At 67.9% G+C, this 25,422-nt stretch carries 22 protein-coding genes; 12 read left to right on the top strand and 10 right to left on the bottom strand.

Translation table 11 applies throughout. The annotated features are described in order from the left end of the window. Positions 1–33: 33 nt before the first annotated feature. The gene (locus Amac_RS37825; RefSeq protein ID WP_155359224.1) at positions 34–2,250 is read left to right on the top strand and encodes a serine/threonine-protein kinase; all 2,217 of its coding nucleotides are present in this window, start codon (positions 34–36) and stop codon (positions 2,248–2,250) included. Between the two features lie 42 nt (positions 2,251–2,292). Next, positions 2,293–4,461, top strand: a complete 2,169-nt coding sequence (locus Amac_RS37820; protein ID WP_155359223.1) for a beta-propeller domain-containing protein — start codon at positions 2,293–2,295, stop codon at positions 4,459–4,461. A gap of 389 nt (positions 4,462–4,850) precedes the next feature. On the opposite strand, the gene Amac_RS37815 is transcribed toward Amac_RS37820, so the two are convergent. After that, entirely contained in the window at positions 4,851–6,593 is a 1,743-nt protein-coding gene (locus Amac_RS37815) for a glycerol-3-phosphate dehydrogenase/oxidase (RefSeq protein ID WP_155359222.1), read from the bottom strand. Between the two features lie 336 nt (positions 6,594–6,929). On the opposite strand from Amac_RS37815, the gene nagA reads away from it, so the two are divergent. Beyond that, entirely contained in the window at positions 6,930–8,063 is a 1,134-nt protein-coding gene (nagA, locus tag Amac_RS37810; protein WP_155359221.1) for an N-acetylglucosamine-6-phosphate deacetylase, read from the top strand. 306 nt (positions 8,064–8,369) lie between these two features. Here nagA and Amac_RS37805 read toward each other — a convergent pair whose 3' ends face one another. Further along, positions 8,370–9,488, bottom strand: coding sequence for a GuaB3 family IMP dehydrogenase-related protein (locus tag Amac_RS37805; RefSeq protein WP_174900274.1), 1,119 nt, complete (start codon positions 9,486–9,488; stop codon positions 8,370–8,372). A 48-nt stretch (positions 9,489–9,536) separates the two neighbouring features. Further along, positions 9,537–11,018 (bottom strand): IMP dehydrogenase, encoded by a 1,482-nt coding sequence (gene guaB / locus Amac_RS37800; protein ID WP_155359259.1) that lies wholly within the window; start codon positions 11,016–11,018, stop codon positions 9,537–9,539. Positions 11,019–11,555: 537 nt separating this feature from the next. Here guaB and Amac_RS37795 point away from each other — a divergent pair. Both Amac_RS37795 and Amac_RS37790 read left to right on the top strand, forming a co-directional pair. Then, positions 11,556–12,566, top strand: coding sequence for a helix-turn-helix transcriptional regulator (locus tag Amac_RS37795; RefSeq protein WP_155359220.1), 1,011 nt, complete (start codon positions 11,556–11,558; stop codon positions 12,564–12,566). 49 nt (positions 12,567–12,615) lie between these two features. Next, positions 12,616–12,993 carry a DUF5319 domain-containing protein gene (locus Amac_RS37790; RefSeq protein WP_155336792.1) on the top strand — a complete coding sequence of 126 codons (378 nt, stop codon included), beginning with the start codon at positions 12,616–12,618 and terminating at the stop codon, positions 12,991–12,993. Here the strand turns inward: Amac_RS37790 and Amac_RS37785 are convergent. The 4 genes from Amac_RS37785 to groES all read right to left on the bottom strand — a co-directional run bounded on the left by Amac_RS37785 (position 12,954) and on the right by groES (position 16,044). Further along, the gene (locus Amac_RS37785; RefSeq protein ID WP_155336793.1) at positions 12,954–13,115 is read right to left on the bottom strand and encodes a hypothetical protein; all 162 of its coding nucleotides are present in this window, start codon (positions 13,113–13,115) and stop codon (positions 12,954–12,956) included. The two genes, Amac_RS37790 and Amac_RS37785, sit on opposite strands and share 40 nt — an antisense overlap. Continuing rightward, entirely contained in the window at positions 13,112–13,738 is a 627-nt protein-coding gene (locus Amac_RS37780; RefSeq protein WP_155351735.1) for a sigma-70 family RNA polymerase sigma factor, read from the bottom strand. Before Amac_RS37780 ends, Amac_RS37785 begins: the two co-directional genes overlap by 4 nt. A 268-nt stretch (positions 13,739–14,006) precedes the next feature. Next, positions 14,007–15,629 carry a chaperonin GroEL gene (gene groL / locus Amac_RS37775; RefSeq protein ID WP_155359219.1) on the bottom strand — a complete coding sequence of 541 codons (1,623 nt, stop codon included), beginning with the start codon at positions 15,627–15,629 and terminating at the stop codon, positions 14,007–14,009. 103 nt (positions 15,630–15,732) lie between these two features. Then, positions 15,733–16,044, bottom strand: a complete 312-nt coding sequence (gene groES, locus Amac_RS37770; RefSeq protein WP_155351715.1) for a co-chaperone GroES — start codon at positions 16,042–16,044, stop codon at positions 15,733–15,735. Positions 16,045–16,241: 197 nt separating this feature from the next. Between groES and Amac_RS37765 the strand changes: the two genes are divergently transcribed. From Amac_RS37765 to Amac_RS37735, 7 genes are all read left to right on the top strand, one after another. Next, positions 16,242–16,865 (top strand): Uma2 family endonuclease, encoded by a 624-nt coding sequence (locus tag Amac_RS37765; RefSeq protein WP_155359218.1) that lies wholly within the window; start codon positions 16,242–16,244, stop codon positions 16,863–16,865. Positions 16,866–16,874: 9 nt separating this feature from the next. Further along, positions 16,875–18,041, top strand: a complete 1,167-nt coding sequence (locus Amac_RS37760; protein WP_155359217.1) for a class I SAM-dependent methyltransferase — start codon at positions 16,875–16,877, stop codon at positions 18,039–18,041. Between the two features lie 185 nt (positions 18,042–18,226). After that, positions 18,227–19,609, top strand: coding sequence for a coiled-coil domain-containing protein (locus Amac_RS37755; RefSeq protein WP_155359216.1), 1,383 nt, complete (start codon positions 18,227–18,229; stop codon positions 19,607–19,609). Between the two features lie 75 nt (positions 19,610–19,684). Then, a complete protein-coding gene (locus tag Amac_RS37750; RefSeq protein ID WP_155359215.1) occupies positions 19,685–20,569 on the top strand; it encodes an ABC transporter ATP-binding protein in 885 nt (294 codons plus the stop codon). Then, positions 20,569–21,150: an ABC transporter permease gene (locus Amac_RS55525; RefSeq protein WP_155359214.1), complete on the top strand. Its 582-nt coding sequence runs from the start codon at positions 20,569–20,571 to the stop codon at positions 21,148–21,150. Before Amac_RS37750 ends, Amac_RS55525 begins: the two co-directional genes overlap by 1 nt. Continuing rightward, the gene (locus tag Amac_RS37740; protein WP_218041533.1) at positions 21,063–21,830 is read left to right on the top strand and encodes a sensor histidine kinase; all 768 of its coding nucleotides are present in this window, start codon (positions 21,063–21,065) and stop codon (positions 21,828–21,830) included. The genes Amac_RS55525 and Amac_RS37740 overlap by 88 nt, the downstream gene beginning before the upstream one ends. After that, positions 21,827–22,432 carry a response regulator transcription factor gene (locus Amac_RS37735; protein ID WP_155359212.1) on the top strand — a complete coding sequence of 202 codons (606 nt, stop codon included), beginning with the start codon at positions 21,827–21,829 and terminating at the stop codon, positions 22,430–22,432. Before Amac_RS37740 ends, Amac_RS37735 begins: the two co-directional genes overlap by 4 nt. 33 nt (positions 22,433–22,465) lie before the next feature. Here the strand turns inward: Amac_RS37735 and Amac_RS37730 are convergent, their stop codons facing one another. The 3 genes from Amac_RS37730 to Amac_RS37720 are packed head-to-tail and all read right to left on the bottom strand — an operon-like array spanning position 22,466 to position 25,410. Beyond that, positions 22,466–22,939 (bottom strand): RidA family protein, encoded by a 474-nt coding sequence (locus Amac_RS37730; RefSeq protein ID WP_155359211.1) that lies wholly within the window; start codon positions 22,937–22,939, stop codon positions 22,466–22,468. Positions 22,940–22,944: 5 nt separating this feature from the next. Beyond that, a complete protein-coding gene (locus Amac_RS55520; protein WP_218041532.1) occupies positions 22,945–24,597 on the bottom strand; it encodes a hypothetical protein in 1,653 nt (550 codons plus the stop codon). A 36-nt stretch (positions 24,598–24,633) separates the two neighbouring features. Next, a complete protein-coding gene (locus tag Amac_RS37720; protein WP_155359210.1) occupies positions 24,634–25,410 on the bottom strand; it encodes an ABC transporter ATP-binding protein in 777 nt (258 codons plus the stop codon). Positions 25,411–25,422 lie beyond the last annotated feature (12 nt).

Here is a 25,422-nt window from a genome sequence, read left to right as displayed (position 1 = left end):
ACCAGGGGCGGCTAGTACAACCATCAGGACACGATGCTTCCGCCGTGTCTTCGGTGGATCCACAATTCTCTTATGCCGGAAATCGTTCCACTGAGGTCGGGCGATCCCCACAACCTGGGTGCGTACCGCCTTCAGGGGCGAATCGGGGAAGGTGGCCAGGGGGTCGTCTTTCTTGGGGTGGGGTCGTCGGGGGATCACGTCGCTGTCAAGTTGCTTCGGTCGGATCTGGCCGGGGATCCGATGATGCGGGAGCGGTTCCTGCGGGAGGTGGACGCCGCCAAGCGGGTTTCGCCGTTCTGTACGGCACAGCTGATCGAAACGGGCGTGGCGGGCGATCAGCCGTACATCGTGAGTGAGTACATCGAAGGGGACACGCTCCAGCAGCGGGTGCTGACGTCGGGGCCGCTGGGCGGGCCCGCGCTGCACCGGCTGGCGATCGGCACGGCGACCGCGCTGGCCGCGATCCATCAAGCGGGCGTGGTGCACCGCGACTTCAAACCGGCCAACGTGATCATGGGCCCGGACGGCCCTCGGGTGATCGACTTCGGCATCGCCAAGGCGCTGGACGCGTCCGCGACCCAGACGTCCCGGCCGGTGGGAACTCCCGCGTACATGGCGCCGGAGCAGATCATGGGCCATCAGGTCGGCCCGCCCGCCGACCTGTTCGCCTGGGCTTGCACCATCCTGTACGCGGCGACCGGCAACAGCCCGTTCGGCAGCGACACCCTCCCCGCGGTGATCAACCGCATCCTGAACGCGGCGCCGACCACCGACTCGTTACACGGCCTGCTGCGCGATGTGGTCGAATCGTGTGTCGCCAAGGATCCACGCGCCCGGCCCACGGCGGAGCAGGTGCTGTTACGGCTGCTCCAGCACGCCCAGCCGAACCCGGCGATCCTGCAGGAAGCGGCCGCCGCGGCCGGTGCCACTCCGCCGCCGCCCAACGCCTGGGCCCCGCCGAATGCGCCATACGGCGCACCACCGCACGGCGCACCACCGCCCGTTCCGACCAAGCAGTACGCCGCCGGCATTCCCCCGCAAACGGGCTCCTACGGCATGCCGCCCATCAACCAGCCCCTCCGGGCTCCGGTCAACCAGCCGCCGCCCCCGCCGTACCACCCGCAGCCGATCCACCACATAGGCACGCAGCCTTCAGTCCAGAAGAGCTCCAGGGTCGGCCTGGCCGCCGTCGCGGTCGGGGTGGCCGTGGTCGCGATCGCGGCGGTCGTGGTGGTCGCGATGCGCGACAACGGCACTGGGACAACCGGGACGACCGGGACGAGCTCGTCCTCGTTGAGCAGCGTGTCATCCGAGCCGACGACTCCGGAGCCGAAGCCGAGCCCCACCCCCACGGTGATCCGTGCGAAAATGCCGGGATTGTCCGCCTACCTGTACGAGGCCTCGACCGACCCGCTCGCGCTGACCTACTACGACGTCAACGACGAATCCAAGAAGAACTGGGTCAATTACCCACGCGAGTCGCGTGACGGAAAGTTCACCCGCAGCACCAAATACTGGCAGCAGTACCTCTCTCCGGACGGGACCTACTCGGTCGGGCGCCCCCGCAACTACATGTCCGACAACTTCCACGGCGTGGACATCATCACCCGTTCCACCGGCGCGGTGCAGACCCTCAAGACGGTCAAACTGCCGCTCACGTACGAGTACGGCGAATGGTCCAGGAACAGCACCCGCCTGCTGTTCACGATCCTCAACCCGAGCGGCGAGAACTGGACCGTCAAGGGCTTCATCGTCATCGACATCGCCACCGGCAAGACCACCGTCCGCCGGATCAACGACCCCACGATCAAGGACGGACGCTTCTACTGGAGCCCCGACGAATCCGGATTTGTCATCGCTTATACGGATGGGACGACGAGCGGGTTGAGGCACTACAACTTCCAGGGGGAGGTCGTGAAGACGATCCCGGGAGTCGGCGTGCCGTACAACACCGCGAACGGCCTGTACTCGCCGTCCGGCGATAAGTTCGTCACCAAATGCCCCGACACGAACGCCGGGACCTGCATCTGGGACTCCGAGACGGGCGCGGCGCAGACCCAGTTGACCTCCGACTGCAACCCGGTGCTCGGCTGGTGGGACGAGCAGCATCTGTACTGCTGGACGTCGCCCAGCGATACGGTGTCCAAGGTCGCCGTCGTGGATCTTAAAGGTGACGTCGTACGCGATCTCATCGAAACCACCGACGTGAAACGCCTGTCTCCGTACTACGTACGCACCGGTAGCAGTTAGGTCTCGCCTGAACCTTGCCCAAACCGGATCCGTGTAGGGGGCATGAGGATATCGATTCGGGCAGCCGGCGCGGTGGCCGTCGCACTGCTGGCCACCGCGTGCGTGTCCGGCGGCAGCGGCGGTGGCTCCTCGGCTCCCCCCGCGGTCAACCTGACCGGCAAGATCCAGCTGGTCGCCTACGACGGATGCGACGACATGCTCGCCGGCCTGCGGGCGGCGACCGCGCGGAACGTCGGCGCGTGGGGCATCGGCAGCCCGCCCATGCGCCTGATGGAGCAGGCCACGGCCGATAAGGCAGCCGACACGGCCAGCGTTGGCTCGTATTCGACCACGAATGTGCACGAAGCCGGAGTGGACGAGCCCGACCTGGTCAAGACGGACGGCGCCCGGGTCGTCGTGGTCACCCAGGGCGTGCTCCGCGTGATCGACACGGCCACCCGGAAGGTGACCGGTGAGCTCCGGCTGGTGCCGAAGGAGCAGAACTGGATGCCGGCCGACCTGCTGCTGTCGGGGAACCGCGCGCTGGTGCTGATGACCCACGGCGGCGACGTCATGGCCATGGACTCGATCGCCCGGGTTCGTCCCGGCCCGCTCGGCCCGAAGTACGTCCTGGTCGACCTGACCGGCAAACCCACCGAACTCGCCTCGATGTCGCTGAGCGGCAGCCATGTGGACGCCCGGATGGTGGGCACGACCGTCCGCATCGTGGTCAAGTCCGCACCTGACATCGCCCTCCCCGAGCCGAAGCCGAACGCGTCGGGCGCCGACATGCTGGCGGCGAACAAGGCAGCCGTCGAGAGCGCGCCGATCGAGGCCTGGCTGCCCAAGTTCGAGGTCAAGGCCAACGGCGTCACGACGCCGCACACGGTGAAGTGCGAGAACGTCAGCCACCCCGCCGAGTTCACCGGCACGTCCCTGCTGACCGTGCACACCCTGGACCTGAACGGCTCCTTCGCGGCGGTCGAGCCGATCAGCGTCGTCGCCGACGGCGACACCGTGTACGGAACGAAGGACAGCCTCTACGTCACCAGCAACCCGCAGTTCTGGTTCATGCCGATGCCGATCCCCGACGTCGTCAGCACGCCCACGGCGCAGGCACCCACGCACGACCCGGAGATGCCCACCCTGATCCCGGACCCAGTCGGCTCCGTGGCGCCTGAGGTCCAGCCGAGCCACCCAGACGCCGAAAAAATCACACTAAGCCCGGTACCTCCCGCGGCGGCCACCCCCTCCGGCGTGCGATCCGCCCCCGCTGTCCCGGAGGTCGTCCCCTCCGCCGTACAGTCCACCGCTGTCCCGGAGGTCGTCCCCTCCGCCGTACAGTCCACCGCCGCGCCGGAAGCGACCCCTCCGCCCGAACGAACCGAAGTTCACCGCTTCGACATCACCGCACCGGGTTCACCCCGCTACGTGAGCTCCGGTTCGGTCCCCGGCCGGTTGCTCAACCAGTACTCACTATCCGAACATGCCGGACATCTGCGCATAGCGACCACCGACACCCCGCAGACGGCCAACGGCAAGAGTGAAAGCGCCGTCTACATCCTCAAATCCGACACCCTCGCCCAGGTCGGCTCGGTCACCGGCCTCGGCAAGGACGAGCAGATCTACTCGGTCCGCTTCATCGGCGACCTCGGCTACGTCGTCACCTTCCGCCAGGTCGACCCGCTGTACGCCCTTGACCTCCGCGACCCGTCCGCCCCCAAGGTCACCGGCGAACTCAAAATCACCGGTTACTCCGCCTACCTGCACCCCGCCGGCCCCGGCCGCCTGATCGGCGTAGGCCAGGAAGCCACCACGGAAGGCCGCCAGACCGGCACCCAGGTCTCCCTCTTCGACGTCGCCGACCCGGCCGCCCCGAAGGCCCTGGCCCGCTTCGTCCAGGAACAAAGCGGCTCCGACGCCGAATGGGACCCGCACGCGTTCCTCTACTGGCCAGAAAGCGGCCTCGCCATGATGCCCCTCATGAGCTGGGGCGACAACTGGTCCGAAGGCAGCTCCGCCCTGGTCCTCCACATCACCGACACCCAAATCACCAAACTCGGCACAATCAAACACCCCAAGGTCGCCCAACAAGCCGAATTCGCCCCCGCCAACCCCGGCATCCGCCGCTGCCTGATCATCGGCAACACCATCTGGACCGTCTCCGACCTCGGCCTCAAAATCAACGACTCCACCACCCTCACCGACCAAACCTGGCTCCCCTTCACCTGACCTCCACAACTCCCACGCAGACTCTGGTCCGGGCCCGAGCAAGACCCGGGCCAGAGACAGCACATGAACCACAGCCCCGCAGGACCCCTCGGTACCGCAACGCAATGACTCCCGCCCGCCCAGAGTCCGGTCGAGACCCGGACAAGGACCCGGCCGGAGGACAGAGACCGCAGCACCGCAGGGCCCTTTGGCGCCGGTACGGCGAACCCCTGCCCACTCATAGTCCGCGCGAGACCCAGGCCAGAACCTGGGCAGGAACACGGCGCGCGCACCGCAGCACCACAGAGCCCTTCGGCATCGGAAAGGCCCTGGGTGCTGCGCCCTTTTGGCGCCGGTACGGCGGAAGGCGACGCGGACGTTAACGGCGCCGGATAACGGCGAGTAACCCCCTAGAGGGAGCGTCCTTCGGGAGCGGCTACAGGGACGATTTCGGGGGCGCCCATCTGGATGGCGTCGGCTTCCTGGTCGGTGTCCTGTTCCTGGGAGGCGCGTTCGGCTTCGACGCGTTTGGTGTAGTACTCGACCTCGCGTTTGACCTGTTCAGCGTCCCAGCCCAGCGGCCCGGCCAGGAGCTCGGCGGCCTCTTCCGCAACGGCGAGGCCGCGATGGAAGGTCTCGATGGAGATGTGCGTGCGGCGGGTGAGGACGTCGTTGAGATGGCGAGCGCCCTCATGGGTCGCCGCGTAAACGATCTCGGCGCGCAGGTAGTCGTCGGCGCCGGTGAGCGGTCTGGCCAGGCTGGGGTCCGCCTCGATGAGGACGAGCACCTCATCGATCATCGATCCGTACCGCTGGAGCAGGTGTTCGATCCTGGCCACGTGCAGCCCGGACGACTCGGCGAGCCGGTTGCGAGAGTTCCAGCGGGCCTGATAGCCCTCGGCTCCAGCGAGCGGGATGCGGTCAGTGCAGGAGGGCGGCACCCGCAAGTCCAGACCGTGCGCGACCGCATCCACGGCATCTGCGGCCATCACCCGATACGTCGTGAACTTACCCCCCGCCACCATGACCAGCCCAGGCACCGGATGAGCCACCACATGCTCACGGGACAGCTGAGAGGTCTGCTCGGACTCACCACGCAGCAACGGCCGCAGCCCCGCGTACACCCCTTCAACATCGTCCCTGGTCAACGGCACCGAGAGAACAGCATTAACGTGATCGAGAACATAATCGATGTCAGTACGAGAAGCCGCCGGATGCGCCTTGTCGAGAGTCCAGGCGGTATCGGTGGTCCCGATGATCCAATGCCTCCCCCAAGGAATCACGAAAAGCACCGATTTTTCGGTGCGAAGGATGATTCCAGTAAGCGAGTGGATCCGATCCCGGGGCACCAGCAGATGCACGCCCTTGGACGCGTTGACGTGGATCTGCCCACGCCCGCCGACCAGCTCCTGAATGTCGTCAGTCCAGACCCCGGTCGCATTGACCACCTGCCGGGCCCGCACATCCAGCTCCGTACCAGTCTCCAGATCGCAGACCCGTACCCCAGTGACCCGCTCCCCCTCCCGGAGAAACCCGACAACCTGCGCCCGCGACGCCACATGCGCACCATACGTCGCCGCCGTCCGCAGCAATGTCATCACATACCGCGCATCATCGACCTGCGCGTCCCAGTACTGCACCGCCCCCGTAAACGACGTCCGCCGCAACGCGGGAGCCAACCGCAACGCCCGCCTCCGCGACAGATGCCGATGCCCCGGAACCCCCCGGGTGAACCCAAACGAAAACCCCAAGCTGTCGTAAAGAACCAGCCCAGCCCCCACGTACGGCCGCTCCCACCCCGTATGCGTCAACGGAAACAAGAACGGCACCGGCCTCACCAGATGCGGAGCAATCCGCTGAAGCAACAACGACCGCTCCTGCAACGCCTCCCGCACCAGATCAAAGTTGAGCTGCTCGAGATACCGAAGCCCCCCATGGATCAGCTTCGACGACCGCGACGAGGTCCCCGAGGCAAAGTCCCGCGCCTCCACCAGCCCCACCGACAGCCCCCGCGTAGCCGCGTCCAGCGCCACCCCCGCGCCAACCACACCCCCGCCAACCACCACCACATCAAGCTCTTGCGACCCCATCGAGTCCAATGCGGCATACCGCTCGGCCGGGCCAAGCCTCGCTGTCCCCAGTCGGGCCGTCATAGATCTCCCTTTGTACGGCTAACGCCTACCTCTGTCGTTCTACCCGCAATCTACCGACGAGTAGCACCCACCCGCTGTGGCTTCCCTCACGACCGTATCCGCACGACAGACCGCCCAAATCCATGCCCACGACGTCGGCCTTCGACCTGGCCGAGGACGCTGCCACGCTCACGACCAGGGTGCTGACCGCCACCTATCCTCCTGCTCGAGTGAAGACACCGGGCGGCTGGAGTCGTTGGTCGCCGCGAACGGGCCGGTGCCGGCCGAGTTGTGGCCACGGCTCGGCGACTGATCGCGTACGTCGCGAGTGGAGCGGTGACCGGGGAGGATAGGCGCATGAGCATCACTCTCTCCGACGCGCGGATCGTGACGCCCGATGGCGTCCATCATGGATGGCTGACCATCGAGGACGGGAGAATCACTCATGTCGGGCGAGGTCCGGCGCCTGGAAACGGGCGTGGGCTGGAAGGACGCATCGTCGTTCCCGGGTTTGTGGATATTCACGTGCATGGCGGTGGGGGGGCCGGGTATCCGGCGGGGTCGGAAGAGCATGCTCGGCGGACCATCGCGTTCCATCGGGAACATGGGACCACAACGGCTCTGGCCAGCCTTGTAACCGCGCCACTCGATCACTTGAAGGCCGCGGCGGGGACGCTGGCCAGCCTGTGCGCGGAGGGCCTCCTCGCCGGAATCCATTTCGAGGGCCCCTACATCTCCGCAGCCCGCTGTGGCGCCCACCGCCCCAGCCTGCTGCGCACGCCCTCAGCCGCCGAATTCGCCGAGCTGATCAAAGCGGCGGACGGCCACGCCCGCATGTTCACCCTGGCCCCCGAACTTCCCGGTGCCCTCGACGCGATCCGGGAATGTGTCACTTCCGACGTGATAGCCGCGATCGGCCACACCGACGCCACCTTCGAGGATTCGATGGCCGCCATCGACGCGGGCTGCACCGTGGCCACCCACCTCTTCAACGCCATGCGCCCCCTCAACCACCGCGACCCCGGCCCGATCACCGCCACCATGCTCGACGACCGGGTGACCGTCGAACTCGTCAACGACGGCGTGCACCTGGACCCCGCCGTGATCGACCTGGTCCTGCGCGCCGTCCCCGCCACCCGGGTGGCGTTCATCACCGACGCCATGGACGCGGCGGGAATGCCCGACGGCGACTTCGATCTCGGCTCCATGAAGGTCGAAGTCCGCTCCGGCGTCGCCCGCCTCGCCGGCGGCGGCGCGATCGCCGGCAGCACCCTCACCATGGACGCCGCTTTCCGGCGCGGCGTACGAACCAACGGCCTGACTCTCCCCGAGGCCGCCCAGGTGACCGCCCTGACCCCCGCCAACGCCCTTGGCCTGGCCCACGAGATCGGCTCCATCACCACCGGCAAATACGCCGACCTGGTCATCCTCGACGACGACCTAGCCATCAAGGGCGTGATGAAGCGCGGCAGCTGGATCACCAACCCCTGACCTCCCAACACATTGCATCTAGTTGGCGCAGAATCTCCTGCCATCTTCTCGATCTTGTAGAAGCCCTGGATGGCGTTCGATGCGGGTCAGGCCCCTGTCCAGGCGATGTGCAACGGCCACGCCTGATCATCCCGTCCGCTGTCGCCACCCCGAAGGCAAGCGGGTGGCCGAACGAAAGCCGACGGGATGATCAGTACCTACTGGAGAGCCGGATCGTTAGTGCCCCGCAGAGAAGCAACCCATAGATTTTCAAGCCGCTGACCTGGGCGAACCGTTTGTGGGCCCGCAAGTCAGCCTCTGTGGGCCTTAGGACTGCGGTGGGGCGACCACTACCTCGACGCGCTGGAATTCCTTTATGTCGGAGTAGCCCGAGGTGGCCATGGTGCGTTTGAGGGCGCCCATGAGGTTCATGGAGCCGTCGGCTACCGAGGAGGGGCCGTGGAGGATTTCGGCGAGGGTGCCGATGGTGCCGAATTCGACGCGGCGGCCTCGGGGGAGGTCGGGGTGGTGGGCTTCGGAGCCCCAGTGGAAGCCGCGGCCGGGGGCTTCGGCGGCGCGGGCCAGGGGGGAGCCGACCATGACGGCGTCGGCGCCGCAGGCGATGGCCTTGGCGATGTCGCCGGAGCCGCCCATGCCGCCGTCGGCGATGACGTGGACGTAGCGGCCGCCGGATTCGTCCATGTAGTCGCGGCGGGCGGCGGCGACGTCGGAGATCGCGGTGGCCATCGGGACGACGACGCCGAGGACGTTGCGGGTGGTGTGGGAGGCGCCGCCGCCGAAGCCGACGAGCACGCCGGCGGCGCCGGTGCGCATCAGGTGCAGGGCGGCGGTGTAGGTGGCGCAGCCGCCGACGATGACGGGGACGTCGAGTTCGTAGATGAACTGCTTGAGGTTGAGCGGTTCGGCGCGGCCGGAGACGTGCTCGGCGGAGACCGTGGTGCCGCGGATGACGAAGATGTCCACGCCCGCGTCGATCACTGCCTTGTGGTACTGGACGGTGCGCTGCGGGGAGAGCCGGACGGCGGTGGTCACGCCCGCCCCGCGGATCTCGGCGATCCGGCGGCCGATCAGGTCGTCCTGGATGGGCGCGGTGTAGATCTCCTGGAGGCGGCGGGTTCCGGCCTCGGCGCTCAGGGTGGCGACCTCGTCCAGCAGGGGCTGCGGATCCTCATACCGCGTCCAGAGCCCTTCCAGGTCGAGGACGGCGAGCCCGCCGAGGCGGCCGATCTCGATCGCGGTGTGCGGGGAGACGACGCTGTCCATCGGGCTCACCACCACCGGGGACTCGAACCGGTAGGCGTCGATCTGCCAGGAGATCGAGACCTCCTCGGGATCCCGCGTCCGCCGGGACGGCACGATGCCGATCTCGTCCAGCGCGTATGCCCGGCGGCCGGTCTTGCCCCGGCCGATCTCCACCTGAGTCATGTGCGTTCCTCGCCCAGTACGTGTGCGTTAGGTGTTGCCCTACGTACTCTAACGACGGTGATAGTTGGGAGCCTCGACTGTCATCTGGATGTCGTGCGGGTGGCTCTCTTTGAGCCCGGCGGCGGTTATCGGCATCAGCTGGCCGTGTTCCCGCAGGTCGGCGATAGTACGGGCGCCGGTGTACCACATGCCCTGGCGCACTCCCCCGACCAGCTGGTGGGCGACGGCGGAGACCGGGCCCCGGTAGGGCACCTGCCCCTCGATGCCTTCGGGGATGAACTTGTCCTCGCTGGAGATCCCGTCCTGGGCGTAGCGGTCCTTGCTGAAGGAGGCGCCTCCGCGCTCCCGGTTGCGGACCGCGCCCAGCGAGCCCATGCCCCGGTAGGACTTGAACTGCTTGCCGTTGATGAAGATCAGCTCGCCGGGCGATTCCTCGCAGCCGGCCAGCAGCGAGCCGAGCATGACGGAGGACGCGCCGGCCGCGATCGCCTTGGCGATGTCCCCCGAGTACTGCAGGCCGCCGTCGCCGATCACCGGGACCCCGGCGGGGCCGGCCGCGAGCGAGGCCTCGTAAATGGCGGTGACCTGCGGCGCGCCCACGCCCGCCACCACCCGGGTGGTGCATATCGAGCCGGGGCCGACCCCGACCTTGACCGCGTCCACGCCCGCCTCGACCAGTGCCTGAGCGCCCGCGCGGGTGGCGATGTTGCCGCCCACGACGTCCACCCGGCTGTTGGCCTTGATCTTGGCGACCATGTCGCAGACGCCCTTGGAGTGGCCGTGCGCGGTGTCCACGATGATCACGTCGACACCGGCTTCGATCAGCGCGTGCGCCCGTTCCTGGGCGTCGCCCGCCACCCCCACGGCGGCGCCGACCATGAGCCGCCCGTCGGCGTCCTTGGTGGCCAGCGGATACTGCTCGCTCTTGGTGAAATCCTTGACCGTGATCAGGCCCTGCAGCCGTCCCTGCTCGTCCACCAGCGGCAGCTTCTCGACCTTGCGCGAGCGCAGCAGCCGGAACGCCTCGTCCCTGGAGACCCCCACCGGCGCGGTGACCAGCGGCATCTTCGTCATGACGTCGCGCACCAGCAGTGAATGATCGCTCTCGTAGCGCATGTCCCGGTTGGTCACGATGCCGACGAGCACGCCCGCCTCATCGGTGACCGGCACCCCGGAGATCCGGTAGCGCGCGCACAGCTTCTCGACGTCGGCCAGGGTGGCGTCCGGCGTGCACGTGACCGGATTGCTCACCATCCCCGCCTCGGACCGCTTCACCAGATCGACCTGCTGCGCCTGATCCTGAATGGACAGATTGCGGTGCAGAATCCCGATCCCTCCCTGGCGGGCCATCGCCACCGCCATCCGGGCCTCGGTCACCGTGTCCATCGCCGCCGAAATCAGCGGAATCCGCAACGTGATATTCCTCGACAACCGGGTCGAGGTATCTGCATCCCCCGGCTGCAAATCCGAATACGCAGGCACGAGCAGAACATCATCGAACGTGAGCCCCGGTTCGGTGAACTTCCCCATCATCTGCGCCCCTCCCACCAGGAGACCCGCCCTAAGCCCCCCGCTGGTCAGTGTAGTGGCCCACCCCAACTCCCACCCCTCCACCTGTGGATAGCAGTGACATGGCCGCGCCTCCGGCACGGCGGGCTTGGCCGCCTTCAGCCTGTGTCTGGACTGAGGAACGCAGGGTCGCGAAGCGGCCCGGAGTGACGAGGGAAGACACAGGCGCGGCCAAGCCGGGACATACGACCCACGGCGCGGAGGTTGCCGAGGTGGGTTATAGACACAGCGGCCGAGCCCGGAGCGTCGGGGGCTCGGCCAGTTCACGATGGGGCGCACCACACGTCGCCGAGCCCCCCTCCGCGCCCGAGTGACCTCGACACCCCATCGTGCCGACGCTGCGTCAAGAATCCGTCACCGTAAGTCCCACCACAATGTCCGATCCTGCAACTACACGAAGCTGCACCACTCCGGACCGCAATCGGTGAACGCCAGGACAACCCCGAAACGCCGGGTTATTCTCACCACTTACCCGCCACGACCTGGGGACGAATGCCGATGCGCACGACCCGCACCCGTGCCGGCGAACCGAGCGCCGACCCGCTGGCGCAGCTCGGGCTCAGCCCGGCCCAGACCGCCCTCTACACCGCCGTGCTCCGGCTCCACCGAGCAGGGCTCAGCGAAATCGCGGCGGCCGCCGATACCCCGCCGGAAGAGATCGAAGGAGAGCTCGCCGGCCTGGTCCGACTCGGCGCGGTGCACGAACAGGCGGGCGAATACCTGGCCAGGCACCCGGCGGCCGCGATCGGCCGCCTGATCGCCGCCCGGCTGGACCGGCTGGCCGAGGAAAGCCGCCAGATCGACGAGGTGCTCGCCTCCATCGACGGCCTCACCGACCAGTACGACGCGGGCCGCGACCACCAGACCGAAACCTTCCCCATCGAGTTCGTCAGCGGCGCGGACGAACTCTACGAAAGCATCGTCGGACTGGCCCTCCAGTCACCCCCCGCCGATCTCGTCTCGGCAATCCCCGACCAAAGAACGATGAATGATTTCGTCCAGAAATACGCTGACCCCTGGATCAAGGCCCTCGACGACGGGCTGCTCTCCGCTCGTGCGGTGATCCCCGCGGAGTCGCTGGCCGTACCGGGCGTGAAGGAGGCGCTGGAGCGCCTCACCCAGGCCGGCGCGGGGGTGCGGGTGCTGGATCGGGTGCCGAGCTGGTTCTTCGCGCTGGGCCGGGAGGCGGCCGGGCTGCCCGCGGACTGGGGCGGCTCGATGCCCGGCAGCGCGTACAACTGCTACCTGGTCCGCGCCCCGAGCGTGGTGGACGCGCTGCGCGCCCTGTTCGACGCGCTGTGGGCGCGCGCCACCCCGGTCCGCTATCCCCCTGGCGCCGTGCAGGTGCTCCGGCTGGCCTCCCAGGGCCTGTGCGACGACACGATCGCCCGCCTGCTCAACCTCTCCGTACGGACGGTCAGAACCAGGTTCGCGGAGGCGATGACCGAGCTCGGCGTTCAGTCCAGATTTCAGGCCGGAGTCGAGGCCACGCGGCGCGGCTGGCTCTAAACAGGCCCATCGAGCCCACCAAGTCGGGTCCTGGTCATATGGTGGGATCGTGCTGGAAGACGTCCCCCGCGACCCGTTCGCGGACGACCCGAACGACCCCGCCGTGGAGCTGGGCGAGCTTGACGACCCCGAGCCGCTCACCAGTTCGGAGCGCGACGAAGCGCTGACCGACCTGGCCGACGTCGAGGTGTTCCGCTCCCTGTTGGAACCGCAGGGAGTGCTGGGGCTTGTCCTGGACTGCCCGGAATGCGGGGAACAGCACTACTTCGACTGGGACCTTCTGCGCGGCAATCTCCGCCAGATGATCGACAACGGCCGTCCGCAGGTGCACGAACCCGCGTTCCAGCCCGACCCGGCCGACTACGTCAGCTGGGAATACGCCCGCGGCTACGTCGACGGTGTCATCGACACCGAAGAAAGCCGCTGAGCGTCGTAGAAGCTGTCCACATCGGCGACCAGGGCGCGGAGCACCAGGATCGCCGGATCCGACGACCGGACCGCCTCGCGGCGGGCCAGCGCGTCGAGCACCACGTCAACGTCGTGTGTCACGCAATCGACTCTAGCTCTGCCATCTGACGAAGCCGGGCAAGAGCGCGATGCTGAGCCACCCGGACCGCTCCCGGCGACATGCCGAGCACGTTTCCGGTCTCCTCCGCCGACAGCCCCGAGACCACCCGCAGAATGAGCAGTTCCCGCTGGTTATCCGGCAGCCGGGACAGCAGCGCGCGGGCGTGCTCGGCCTCGATGTACCGCACTACCGTCTCCTCAGGCCCGGGCCCCTCATCGGGCCCGTCCGGAAGATCCTGGGTCGGTACGGCACTGCGCACCGAACTCCGCAGCGCGTCCGCCACCTTGTGCGAGGCGATCCCGAACACGAACGAGGCGAACGGACGGCCCATGTCGCGGTAGCGCGGCAACGCCGACAGTACGGCGATGCACACCTCCTGAGCCACATCGTCCGCGATGTGGTAATGACCGGAGACCCTCCCCAGCCGGGCCCTGCAGTAGCGCACCACCATCGGGCGCAATTGGCCCAACAGCGATTCAATTGCTTTGCGATCTCCTGACACGGCAAGGCTGGTCAGTTCCCTGAGGTCGGACTCATCCGATCTCGTCGCAAGCCTTACCCCAGTTGCGGCGTCGGCGACGCATCCCTCGGTCACGTTAGGCATGATGCCCGCCACGATCGTGCATGTCCCCATGGTGGACGGATACGGATTGGTCACATTGACGCGTCGATAACCCCAGGTAATCGTCCGATCACCGAGGCGTTTGAACATTTCAGAAGAAAGCCAAAATCGCGGCAATTGTGTCAGATGTTCTGACAGGTCAGAGCGGGTGCGACGTCTTATCTGGTTGTTAGGTTTACCGGTTCCTATATAGAAGAACGGCCCCCGCCTCAAGTGGCGAGAGCCGTACTTCCCTGATTTCTACTGTCCGCTAGTGGCCATGCCCGTGGCCGTGGCCCTGACCGCCGGCGGCGGGGGCCTCCTCCTCCGGCTTGTCCACCACCAGAGCCTCGGTGGTGAGCAGCATGCCCGCGATGGACGCGGCGTTCTGCACGGCCGAGCGGGTGACCTTGACCGGGTCGATGACGCCCTGGGCGATCAGGTCGCCGTACTCCCCGGTGGCCGCGTTGAGGCCGTGGCCCGGCTTCAGGTCGGAGATCTTCGAGGTGACCACGTAGCCCTCGTGGCCGGCGTTCTCGGCGATCCAGCGAGCCGGCTCCACCAGGGCCTTGCGGACCACGGAGACGCCGGTCGCCTCGTCGCCGGTCAGGCCGAGGTTGTCGAGCTCCTTGGCCACGTGCACGAGCGCCGAGCCGCCGCCGGAGACGATGCCCTCCTCGATCGCGGCGCGGGTGGCCGAGATCGCGTCCTCCAGGCGGTGCTTCTTCTCCTTCAGCTCCACCTCGGTGGCCGCGCCGACCTTCAGCACGCAGACGCCGCCGGACAGCTTGGCCAGCCGCTCCTGCAGCTTCTCGCGGTCCCAGTCGGAGTCGGACTGCTCGATGGCGAGCTTGATCTCCTTGACCCGGTCGGCGATCGCGGACGCGTCACCGGCGCCGTCGACGACGGTCGTGGCGTCCTTGGTGATGACCACCCGGCGGGCGGTGCCCAGCACCTCGAGGCCGACGTGCTCCAGCTTGAGGCCGATCTCCTCGGAGACCACCTGGCCGCCGGTGAGGGTGGCGATGTCCTGCAGCATGGCCTTGCGGCGGTCGCCGAACCCGGGCGCCTTGACGGCGACCGAGGTGAAGGTCCCGCGGATCTTGTTGGTGACCAGGACGGCCAGGGCCTCGCCCTCGACGTCCTCAGCGATCACCAGCAGCTGCTTCTTGGTCTGGGCGACCTTCTCCAGCAGCGGCAGGAAGTCGGCGATCGAAGCGATCTTGCCCTGGGTGAGCAGGATGTACGGATCCTCCAGGACCGCTTCCATGCGCTCCTGGTCGGTCACCATGTACGCCGACAGGTAACCCTTGTCGAACTGGAGGCCCTCGGTGAACTCCAGCTCGAGGCCGAGCGCGTTGGACTCCTCGACGGTGATGACCCCGTCCTTGCCCACCTTGTCGAACGCCTCGGCGATCAGCTCGCCGATCTTGGCGTCCTGCGCGGAGATGGTCGCGACGTGCGCGATCTCCTTCTTGTCCTCGACCGGGCGGGCCGAGTCCAGCAGCTTCTCGCTGATCGCCTTGGCGGCCAGGTCGATGCCGCGCTTCAGCGACAGCGGCTGCGCGCCCGCGGCCACGTTGCGCAGACCTTCGCGCACCATGGCCTGAGCCAGCACGGTCGCGGTCGTCGTGCCGTCACCGGCGACGTCGTTGGTCTTGGTGGCCACTTCCTTGGCCAGCTGGGCGCCCAGGTTCTCGTACGGCCGGTCCAGCTCGACTTCACGGGCGATCGTGACACCGTCGTTGGTGATCGTCGGCGCCCCGAACTTCTTGTCGATGACCACGTTGCGGCCACGCGGGCCGAGGGTCACCTTCACAGCGTCCGCGAGGGCGTTCACGCCACGCTCAAGAGCGCGCCGGGCGTCCTCGTCGAACGACAGAATCTTCGGCATAGCAGTCCTCTCAGCGTCCGGGTCTCAGGGGAGGGACACCGGACAGAAACTCCACAGAAGTGAAAGCCCCGGGCACTGGCGGCACCCGGGGCTCTTGCACGGCTTACTTCTCGATGATGGCGAGCACGTCACGGGCGGAAAGCACCAGGTACTCCTCGCCGCCGTACTTGACCTCGGTCCCGCCGTACTTGCTGTAGAGGACGACGTCGCCCTCGGTGACGTCGAGCGGAACCCGCTTGCTGCCGGACTCGTCCCAGTTGCCCGGACCAACCGCGAGGACCTTGCCCTCCTGCGGCTTCTCCTTGGCGGTGTCCGGGATGACCAGGCCGGAAGCCGTGGTCTGCTCGGCCTCAAGCGGCTGAACCACGATACGGTCGCCGAGCGGCTTAACGGGAACCTTAGTGGCGGTCGTCATGATCGGACCTCCCCTTCAGATTGCGATGAGTGAGCTGAAGAGGCGACCAGTGGCCTGCCGTCGCGGGTGTCAGACCTGCCTCGTCGCGTTTTGATTTGGCACTCTCCCTAGGTGAGTGCCAACACGAAACAGTATGCACAACCCCCGACGCAGTCAACACGAACTCCCCCCAACGAGAACACAGCCTCATCCCTACGATGACTGGAGTGACGAACGCGGCAGAACTGGCGGACGACATCCTCGCCAACTGGCCCTATCCACCCAAGGGCGGCTGGACCGCCGACCACCTCGACCGGCTCCCCCTTGACGGGCCCAACGGAGAACCGGAGTTCTTCATCCGCGTGGAGCTCATCGACGGTGCCCTCGTCTTCCGGTCCCCACAGACCCGATTCCATGAGCGCATGGTGAGCAGCCTGCGGATCGGGCTGAGCGGGCAAGCTCCGGCGGTGTTCTCCGTCGTCGGCGGAATGGATCTCTGGCTGGACGCGCACTCGCGCACCTGCCCCGATGTCATGGTGATCGACGCGGTCGCGGGTGCCGACCTGGATCGCACCTCCTACCAGGCCGAAGAGGTTTATCTGGTGGTCGAGGTCGTCTCTCCCGAGTCCGCGCACCGGGATCGGGTGGTCAAGCCTCCGAAGTACGCGCGAAGCGGGATCTCGCACTTCTGGCGGGTGGAGAAGAAGGAGAACCAGCTGGTTGTGTACGTCTTCGAGCTGGATCCAGCAACCTGTGCTTACGGACTGGTCAAGATCGACAGAGGACGGGTGGCCGTGGATCTGCCCTTCCCTGTCGATATCGCATTCGGCAATGCCGGATAGCCTCGGGGCGTGGAGTTGGAGGGGTTCGGACTGCTGTTCACGCCGGTGGGGCAGAAGGCGCTGGGCGAGGCGGTCGAGCTGGTTCGGGGTGGGGCCGATCCAGTGGTGGCGGCCAGTACGTTGCGGCGCGGTTATGACGCCGAGTTGGTGAGCGCGGCGCTGACGCAGGCGGGCTTGCGGCGGCGGGCGGCGGTCAAGTTCGGTGCGGACGCGGAGGTGATGTACTTCACACCGCATGGGCTGGAGCAGGCCACGCGCCGGGAGGTGGCCGACCATCGGGCCGCGCGACTTGTCGAGCGGTGGGGGCCCACGAGTGTCGGGGACGCGTGTTGTGGGGTCGGCGGCGATCTGATCGCGCTGGCGCGGGCGGGGTGTGGGGTGGATGCGGTCGATATTGATCCGGTCACGGTGGCGGTGGCGCGGGCCAATGTGGAGGCGCTGGGGTTGACGGCCTCGGTGCGGGCAGCAGATGCGGCCTCGCTTGATCCGGCGGCGTATGGCGTGTTGTTCGCGGATCCGGCACGCAGGTCGTCGAACCGGAGGACGTTTGATCCGCGGGCGTATTCGCCGCCTTGGCCGGTATTGATGGAGATGGTCGGGCGTGCTCGTGGGGCTTGCCTGAAAGTCGCGCCGGGGATCCCATATGAGTTCATTCCGGACGAAGCCGAGGCCGAGTGGGTCTCGTTCCGGGGGGAGGTGAAGGAGGCGTCGCTGTGGCTTGGGGGCGAGGCTCGGAGACGGGCGACTCTGCTGCCTGGCGGGGACACGCTGGTCGCCAAGGGCGTACAGGCTGAGGTCGGGGCTGTCGGGCGGTATCTGTACGAACCGGATGGGGCGGCCGTTCGAGCCCATCTGGTCGGGGAGGTTGCCGAACTGGTCGGAGGATGGCTGATCGATCCGCAGATCGCGTACCTCACGAGTGATGTGGCGGTGGGCAGTCCGTGGGTGGCTGGGTATGAGGTCGAGGAGGTCATGCCGTTCTCGTTGAAGCGGCTGCGGGCCGCGCTGCGGGAGCGGCGGGTCGGGGTGGCGACGATCAAGAAGCGGGGGTCGGCGGTGGATGTGGAGCGGTTGCGTAAGGATCTGCGGCTGTCGGGAGAGAACACGATCGTGGTGATTCTGACCAGGATCGGGGAGCGGCCGATCGCCGTACTCGCCACCGAAATGGCCCTATGAGCAGGTAAAACGCTCTCCATTCGGGCAATCCACCGGGAAGTGCGATCTTTTTCAGTCCGGCCCGAACGGCCGCCCACGAAGGGCTACAGTTCGGTGACAGCGCGTGTTCGCGCGGTCGCATTCCTCATCGGACCGGACCATTTCCCACCGCTGCCATCGAACGTCGGCGAGTGAAGGAGCTTTCGGTGGACCACTCCAACCACACCCTCCTCCAGGCGGGCAGTCAGGCCGCCATCTCCGACCGGATGCGCGAGCTGCTGGCCCGCGCGGCCCAGGACCACGTCTACGAGCAGCGCACCCAGGGCGCGGTGCTGGACGAGATCCGGCAGCGGCTCGAAGGCATGGAATGGCTGCTCCGCGAAGTGCGCGAGCGGGAGCTCGGCGGGCTCAGCGGCACCATGGAGGCGGTCAGCGGCCGCCTCGACGACATCACCAACCGGCCGCCGTCCTGGGCGGAAGGGCTGGCCCAGCACGTCGAACTGGTCCGCGACCACGTGGACGCGGTGAGCGAGCGGGTCGGCGCGGTCGGGGAGCGGGTCAAGCCGATCGCGGAACTGCCGAGCCTGTGGGCCGACGTCGGCACGGTCGGGGAGAGCGTCGACGAGGCGCTGGCCCGGCTCCAGTCCGTCCTTGACGGCACCCAGCACGTCGCCGATCGCATGGTGGAGTTCACCAAACGGCTCGGGCAGCTGCAGGCCAGCATGGAGACGGCCGCCAACCGGTTCACCCGGCTGGACAAGGCGCTCGGCGAGCTGGCGCAGCGGACCGAGCGGCTGGAAGGCGGCGTGCTCGACCTGAACTCGGGCCTCGGGGGCGCGGTGGAGGCCGCCGCCGACCGGGTCACCACAGCGGTCGAGCAGGTCGCGGTGCGGATCGGCGACGTCGAGAGCCGCCAGGCGGTCGTCACCACCCGGCTGGACCGGCTGGACACCGGCCTGGCCGCCGTCAGCGCCGGTCTCGCGACGGTCGGCGAGGGGCAGTCGGAGACCGGCGCGCAGTTCCACGCGCTGGAGGGCCAGGTCGCCGGGGTGACCGCGCGGCTGGACCGGATCGACGGGCGGATCGAGACCGCCGACGATTGCCTGGCCGACATCGACACCCGGATGACCGGCGTGGACGCCCGCCTGCTGACGGTGGACGGGCATCTCGACCGTCAGGACGAGCGGATGGACTTCCTGGACGAGGGTCTGCGGGCCCGGTTCACCACGCTCGACGAGCAGGTCGCCGAGCGCCTTGACGGAGTCGACGACCGGGTCGAGGCGGTCAACCAGCGGGTCGGCCAGCTGCCCGCCACCCTGGAGATCAGCGAACTCCACAAGAACCTCGGCGAGCTCGGGGCACACCACGCCACCCGCTTCGACACGGTCGAACTCCGCCTGACCGAGGCTGCCGAAGCTCTGACTCCGCTCATCACCGCCCGCCCCGACCGCGACCAGCTCACCGAAACCCTCACCAAGACCGTGGAACCCGCCCAGACCGACATGACCCGCCGCCTCGGCGCCCTGGAAGAGACCATGCTCGCCCTCGCCGAGGCCCTCCTCCGCCCCACGCGTACGTCCAAGGACTAGGTCTGACAAATGTCACCGCGTACCCCGGAAGATCCGCACTAACGGCTGTCCCGCTGGATTTCTAGCGTTGACGGCATGAACGCCATCGCATTTGACAAGGTCAGCCGGAGTTACGGGGACGTGGTCGCCGTGGCCGGGCTCGATCTGGAGATTCCACGGGCGCGGACGGTCGCCCTGCTGGGCCCGAATGGAGCGGGCAAGTCCACGTCGATCTCGATGCTGCTCGGCCTGATCCGGCCGACGTCGGGCACGGTACGCGTCTTCGGCCGTACCCCCGAGGAGGCCGTGAGCGGCGGGGAGATCGGCGCGATGCTCCAGGAGGGCACGCTGATCCCGGAGCTCACGGTCGCCGAGACGGTGGACTTCATCCGGCGCCTCTACCCCCGGCCGCTCGGGCTCGACGTGATCCTGCGGATGGCCGACCTCACCGAGGTCGCGAAGCTGCGCGCCGACCGCCTGTCCGGCGGCCAGATCCAGCGGGTACGGTTCGCGCTCGCGATCGCCGGAGCGCCTCGCCTGCTGGTCCTGGACGAGCCGACGGCCGCGATGGACGTGGAGTCCCGGCGCCGGTTCTGGGCGAGCATGCGGACGTACGCGGCGGACGGGCATACCGTGCTTTTCGCCACGCACTACCTGGAAGAAGCGGACGAGAACGCCGACCGGGTGATCGTGATCGCCCGCGGGCGGGTGGTCGCCGACGGGACGGCCGCCGAGATCAAAGCGGGTGTCGGCGGGCAGACCGTGAGTTTCGCGATCGGCGATCAGCCGTCCGCAGCGCTGGCCGCGCTCCCCCAGGTCAGCGGGGTCGAACTGCGCTCGGGGCGGGCGATCCTGCGCACCGCCGACCCGGATGCCACGATCGCCGCGCTCTACCGGGGCACCTCCCTCGACGTGCGCGACCTGCGGATCAGCGGGGCCGATCTCGAAGACGCGTTCGTCGCGCTCACCCGGGAGGCGTGATGCCGAACTACGTCAGGATCGAAGCCCTGCGGATGTTCCGCAACAAGCGGTATGTCATCTTCGTCGTCGCCTTCCCCGTCTGCTTCTACCTGCTCTACTCCAGCCTCTGGGGCAGCCAGCTGGACGCGGCCACCGGCCAGCCGGCCAGCGTGATCCTCATGGTCTCCATGGCCGCGTACGGCGCGCTCGCCGCCTCGATGATGTCGAGCGCGGTGCCCTGGGCCCAGGAGAGGACCGGCGGTTGGTTGCGGCAACTGCGGGTCACGCCGCTGTCCCGCTGGACGATCATCGCCACCAAGCTGGTCGCCTCGCTGCTGCTGGTGCTGCCCTCGCTGCTGCTGGTCTGCCTGGCCGCCGTACTCACCCAGCACGTGACGCTGCCGGCCGGGCAATGGCTGGCACTGGTTCCGGCGATGTGGCTCGGCACGATCCCGTTCGCGGCCCTGGGCCTGACCATCGGCTCGCTGCTGCCCGCGGAGCCTGCGCGACCGTCGTGGTCGAAGGGCTGTTCCTCGGCACCGACGCGGGCACGCTCGTCATCCTGCTGCTCCAGGTCACCACCCTGGGCGTGCTGTTCATGAGCGTGCGCAACACCCGGTTACTGGTCGTCCAGCTCCGCCAGGCCCAGCGCGAGGTCGCCCGCCTGGCCGCCGCCGACGAGCGCCTGCGCATCTCCCGCGACCTGCACGATCTCCTCGGCCACAGCCTCTCGCTGATCGTGCTCAAGAGCGAGCTGGCCAGCCGCCTGGCCGAAACCGACTCGGGCGCGGAACCGGTCCGCCGGGAGATCGCCGACATCGAATCGGTCGCCCGCCAGGCCCTGATCGAGGTGCGCGAAGCCGTAACCGGCTACCGGCAACGCGCCCTCAGCGATGAACTCGACAACGCACGATCCACTCTTGAGGCGGCCGGGGTAACCGTAACTATCCGCAGATCCGGCCCACCACTGGTCGCCGATCTCGACGGCCTGTTCGGCTGGGCGGTCCGTGAAGGCACCACCAACGTGGTACGGCACGCGCGAGCCACCCGCTGCCTCATCGAGGTCACCCACAACACCTCAACGGCCATCCTCGACATCACCGATGACGGCCAGGGCAGCGCGGCCCAACCGGGCAGCGGCTTGACGGGTTTGTCCGAACGCGTCGAGGCCGCGGGAGGAACCTTGCAGGCCGCGTCCCTCGGCACCCGAGGATTTCGTTTGCGCGTTGAGGTTCCCATCCGGGTCGCAGAGTCAGTCGAGATAGGGATCAACGCCTCATGATCCGGGTCGTACTGGCAGAGGATCAGGCGATGGTCCGGGGCGCGCTGGCGTCGTTGCTCGGTTTGGAGCCGGACATCGACGTGGTGGGCGAGGCCGCCTCCGGAGACGAATTGCTTACCGTCGCCGCCAGAGTCCAGCCGGACATCGCACTGCTGGACATCGAAATGCCCGGCATGGATGGGATCGCAGCCGCCGGGAAACTGCGGGAAAGCCTCCCCGGGTGCCGGGTGATGATTCTGACCACCTTCGGGCGACCGGGCTATCTGCGCCGCGCGATGGAATCCGGAGCCTCCGCGTTCCTGGTCAAAGACAGCCCAGCCCGCGAACTGGCGGCGGCGATCCGGCGCGTACAGGCGGGCGAACGTGTCATCGACCCCGCCCTGGCCGCCGCCGCCCTGAGCGCCGGCCCGAACCCGCTGTCCCCACGAGAACGCGACGTCCTGATCGCCTCTGCCAACGGGTCCACCATCTCCGACATCGCGGCTCACCTGCACCTCTCGGAGGGCACCGTGCGCAACTATCTGTCCTCGGCGATCCAGAAGACCAGCGCACGCAACCGCACCGAAGCCCTCCAGCGAGCCGGAGATCAAGGGTGGCTTTAACCCAGAAGATCAGACGTGGATGGTGCGTCGCGGTCAGGTGCGTACCGCGACGATCGCCTCGATCTCGACCAGTGCGCGTGCCGGGAGGACCGGTGCCGGCAGCGCGGTCCGCGCGTGCCGGCCCGCTTCACCCAGCACGTCTCGGAGCAGCGTGGAGGCGCCGTCGATGACCGTCGGCTGGTCCGTGAACTCCGGGCCGCTGGCCACGTATCCGTTCAGTTTGAGGATCTGCGTGACGTTGTCCAGACCGACAGACGCGTGAATCCGGGCGAGCAGGTTCAGCGCGCAGATCCGAGCGGCTTCGACAGCCTCGGCCACCGTCGCGGAGTCACCGGCCGTACCGGTGACGACGGTTCCGTCCCCGGCGCGGGATATCTGGCCGGAGACGAACAGCAGATCGCCCAGGCGGGTCGTCGCCTCGTAAGCGTACTTCGGCGCCGCCGCCGGGGGCAGCGTCAAGCCGAGCCGTCGCAGCCGATCCAGTGCGGTGTTCGTTGTCGTGGTCATCGCGGTCACATCGAGGTGATGTAGGTCTTGTCCGCGCCGAGGTACCACATGTCCTCCGCACCGATCGAGTAGCGGCCGTACGACCATTGGATCTCGGCAGCGCCGAGGGAACGGGCGGGCAGCGCGATGTCGTGCCCTCGCTTGAACTCGATCCCGAAGGACTCCTGCTTGCCCATCAGGTGGCCGACGTTTCGCTTGCCGTACTCGGCGGGGAAGTCCACGTCGTCACTGAGCAGGTCGAGCTCGATCAGGCGCGCCCGGTTCCGCATGATCGCCGCGACGGCGTCGTGGTGCACCTGCTCGCAGTTGCGGCCGACGGTGAGGGTGCCGATGATGTCCTCCCGCACCACCTTGAGGAAGAACTCGTACGCTTCGCGTCCCTGCGGCGTGGTGACGAGGCTGCGCGCCATGTCGGAGGTCCCCAGGACGACGCCGTTGACGCCGACCTTCAGCCCCGCGTCGAGTTTGACCGAGCCGGTGTTCGTGGTGATGCGGAAATCGGTCGGCGGCCCCGGATACAGGCTGCGGTCGGCGGCGTGCAGGTTGACGAAGAACGGTTCCAGCGTGAAGGGGATCTCGTACCGTCGCCGGAACTCGTGCACGAGGTCGAGGTAGCGCGCGTACACCTCGTTCTCGCGGACGCCGCCGTGGGAGTCGAGCCGGTCCTGCGCGAACGCCAGGGCCCCTTCGATGCAGAACCGGCTGGCCCGCGCCGCGATGATCTGGAACGGCAGATCCTCGGCGTCGCGGTGATCACGCCACGCCCCCAGCGGCATCGACGCCGGGACCAGCCGCCGTTCGCCGGACCGCAGCTCAAGGGCGGTGGTGACGTCGAGCCAGTGCTCCTCGACGCCGAGCGCGACCTGGCCCACGAGTGCGTCGACCGCGGCGGCGAGGTCCGGGTACGAGCCGACGGGCTGGCCCTCGACGCCGAACATGTCGTGGCGCGCCAGGATGAAGACCGTGCCCGAGGCGCGGTCCCAGAGCGCGTGCACACCCGCTCGCCAGGCCGATCCGGTGAGTTCGGAGAAGTTCGGCGGCGCGGACGACAAGAGGGCGCCGATGCCGAGCCGGCCCGCGAGCTTGTCCAGGGCGGAGAACCGGGTGTCGACGTCGGTGGTGAACTCGGCGGCGAGCCCGTCCAGGTGCGGCACGTCGGCGATCACGCGCGCGGCGGCCTCGGGCCCGCGTGCCCTCAGCCGCGCGAACGTGGCCAGCACGTCGCCGGCCTCCACGGCGAAGACGTTGACGCGCGGAGAGGTGGGGGCAGGGCGGGCCTCGACATCGACGGTGAAGTGCTCGCACAGGGCCAGGTACCGCGAATACGGGAATCCGGGGTCGACGGTGATCACCTTGTCGTCGGTCAGCGCCCGGACCGCGGCGGCGAAGTTCTGCGCCGATTCGGCCTTCTTCAGCCGCGGGTCGAGCGTGACGTAGCCCTCGAACAGGCGGATGCGGTCTTCCGGAACGGACCGGGCCAGCAGGCTACCGAACTCCTGTTGCCGGGACAGCACGTACTCGGTGCCGTCGGCGCACCGGGCGATGACCGGGGTGGCCAGCTTGGGCGCGTCCATTCGGATGTTGGGGATGAGCAGCTCCACGATGGGATCGAAGTGGTAGGTCCGGCGGATGTGGTCCAGATCGGAATCCAGGTACACCGTTCACTTCCTTTCGGAGATTCATTTCGGCTGGGGCTAGGCGATGGATTCCTTCGCCCCGATGAGTTCGGAGATCTGCTGCTCGTACTCGTAGAACTCGGGCGTGTAGCGATGGGCCTTGGTACGCGGTCGGGGCAGGTCGACGGCGATGTCCGCGACGACCCGGCCGGGCTTGCCTCCGATGACGACGACGCGGTCGCTGAGGAACACCGCCTCGGGGATGCTGTGGGTGACGAAGAGAATGCTCCGGCCGGTTTCCGACCAGATGCGTTGCAGTTCGAGGTTCATCGAATCCCGGGTCATGGCGTCGAGCGCGCCGAACGGCTCGTCCATGAGCATGATGTCGGGATGCGACACCAGTGCCCGGCAGATCGCGACCCGCTGCTGCATGCCGCCGCTCAGTTCGTACGGATGGCGCCGGGCGGTGTCCTTCAGCCCGGTCATCTCGAGGAGTTCCATCGCGTAGGCGCGCATGGTGTCGGTGACCCGGCCGCGGAACTCCATGGGCAGCAACACGTTCTGCAGGTTGTTGCGCCAGGGCAACAGGACCGGCTTCTGGAACACCATCGACATGTCGCTCAGCGACTGGTCGAGGTGCTGGCCGTTCACCCACACCGAGCCCTCGGTGGGATGGATCAGCCCGGAGATGATGCGCAGGAGGGTCGTCTTTCCGCCGCCGGAATGGCCGACGATCGAGACGAACTCGCCGCGGCCGACGCTGAGCGTGCACCCGTCGAGGACGGTGTTGGTCTCCTTGCGGCTGCGGTAGGTCATCCCGACAGCGTCGAGTTCGATCACAGGGGACGTCGTCATGGTGGTCTCGCT

This window comes from Acrocarpospora macrocephala (assembly GCF_009687865.1).
In the GTDB taxonomy this organism is placed as follows: Bacteria; Actinomycetota; Actinomycetes; order Streptosporangiales; family Streptosporangiaceae; genus Acrocarpospora; species Acrocarpospora macrocephala.
This window is presented reverse-complemented; position numbering and strand designations above follow the sequence as displayed.

Coding starts and splice junctions, on each gene's coding strand:
- Amac_RS37825 (WP_155359224.1), top strand. CDS start 34: ATGCTTCCGCCGTGTCTTCGGTGGATCCACAATTCTCTTATGCCGGAA.
- Amac_RS37820 (WP_155359223.1), top strand. CDS start 2,293: ATGAGGATATCGATTCGGGCAGCCGGCGCGGTGGCCGTCGCACTGCTG.
- Amac_RS37815 (WP_155359222.1), bottom strand. CDS start 6,593: ATGACGGCCCGACTGGGGACAGCGAGGCTTGGCCCGGCCGAGCGGTAT.
- nagA (WP_155359221.1), top strand. CDS start 6,930: ATGAGCATCACTCTCTCCGACGCGCGGATCGTGACGCCCGATGGCGTC.
- Amac_RS37805 (WP_174900274.1), bottom strand. CDS start 9,488: ATGACTCAGGTGGAGATCGGCCGGGGCAAGACCGGCCGCCGGGCATAC.
- guaB (WP_155359259.1), bottom strand. CDS start 11,018: ATGGGGAAGTTCACCGAACCGGGGCTCACGTTCGATGATGTTCTGCTC.
- Amac_RS37795 (WP_155359220.1), top strand. CDS start 11,556: ATGCGCACGACCCGCACCCGTGCCGGCGAACCGAGCGCCGACCCGCTG.
- Amac_RS37780 (WP_155351735.1), bottom strand. CDS start 13,738: ATGCCTAACGTGACCGAGGGATGCGTCGCCGACGCCGCAACTGGGGTA.
- groL (WP_155359219.1), bottom strand. CDS start 15,629: ATGCCGAAGATTCTGTCGTTCGACGAGGACGCCCGGCGCGCTCTTGAG.
- groES (WP_155351715.1), bottom strand. CDS start 16,044: ATGACGACCGCCACTAAGGTTCCCGTTAAGCCGCTCGGCGACCGTATC.
- Amac_RS37765 (WP_155359218.1), top strand. CDS start 16,242: ATGACTGGAGTGACGAACGCGGCAGAACTGGCGGACGACATCCTCGCC.
- Amac_RS37750 (WP_155359215.1), top strand. CDS start 19,685: ATGAACGCCATCGCATTTGACAAGGTCAGCCGGAGTTACGGGGACGTG.
- Amac_RS55525 (WP_155359214.1), top strand. CDS start 20,569: ATGCCGAACTACGTCAGGATCGAAGCCCTGCGGATGTTCCGCAACAAG.
- Amac_RS37735 (WP_155359212.1), top strand. CDS start 21,827: ATGATCCGGGTCGTACTGGCAGAGGATCAGGCGATGGTCCGGGGCGCG.
- Amac_RS37730 (WP_155359211.1), bottom strand. CDS start 22,939: ATGACCACGACAACGAACACCGCACTGGATCGGCTGCGACGGCTCGGC.
- Amac_RS37720 (WP_155359210.1), bottom strand. CDS start 25,410: ATGACGACGTCCCCTGTGATCGAACTCGACGCTGTCGGGATGACCTAC.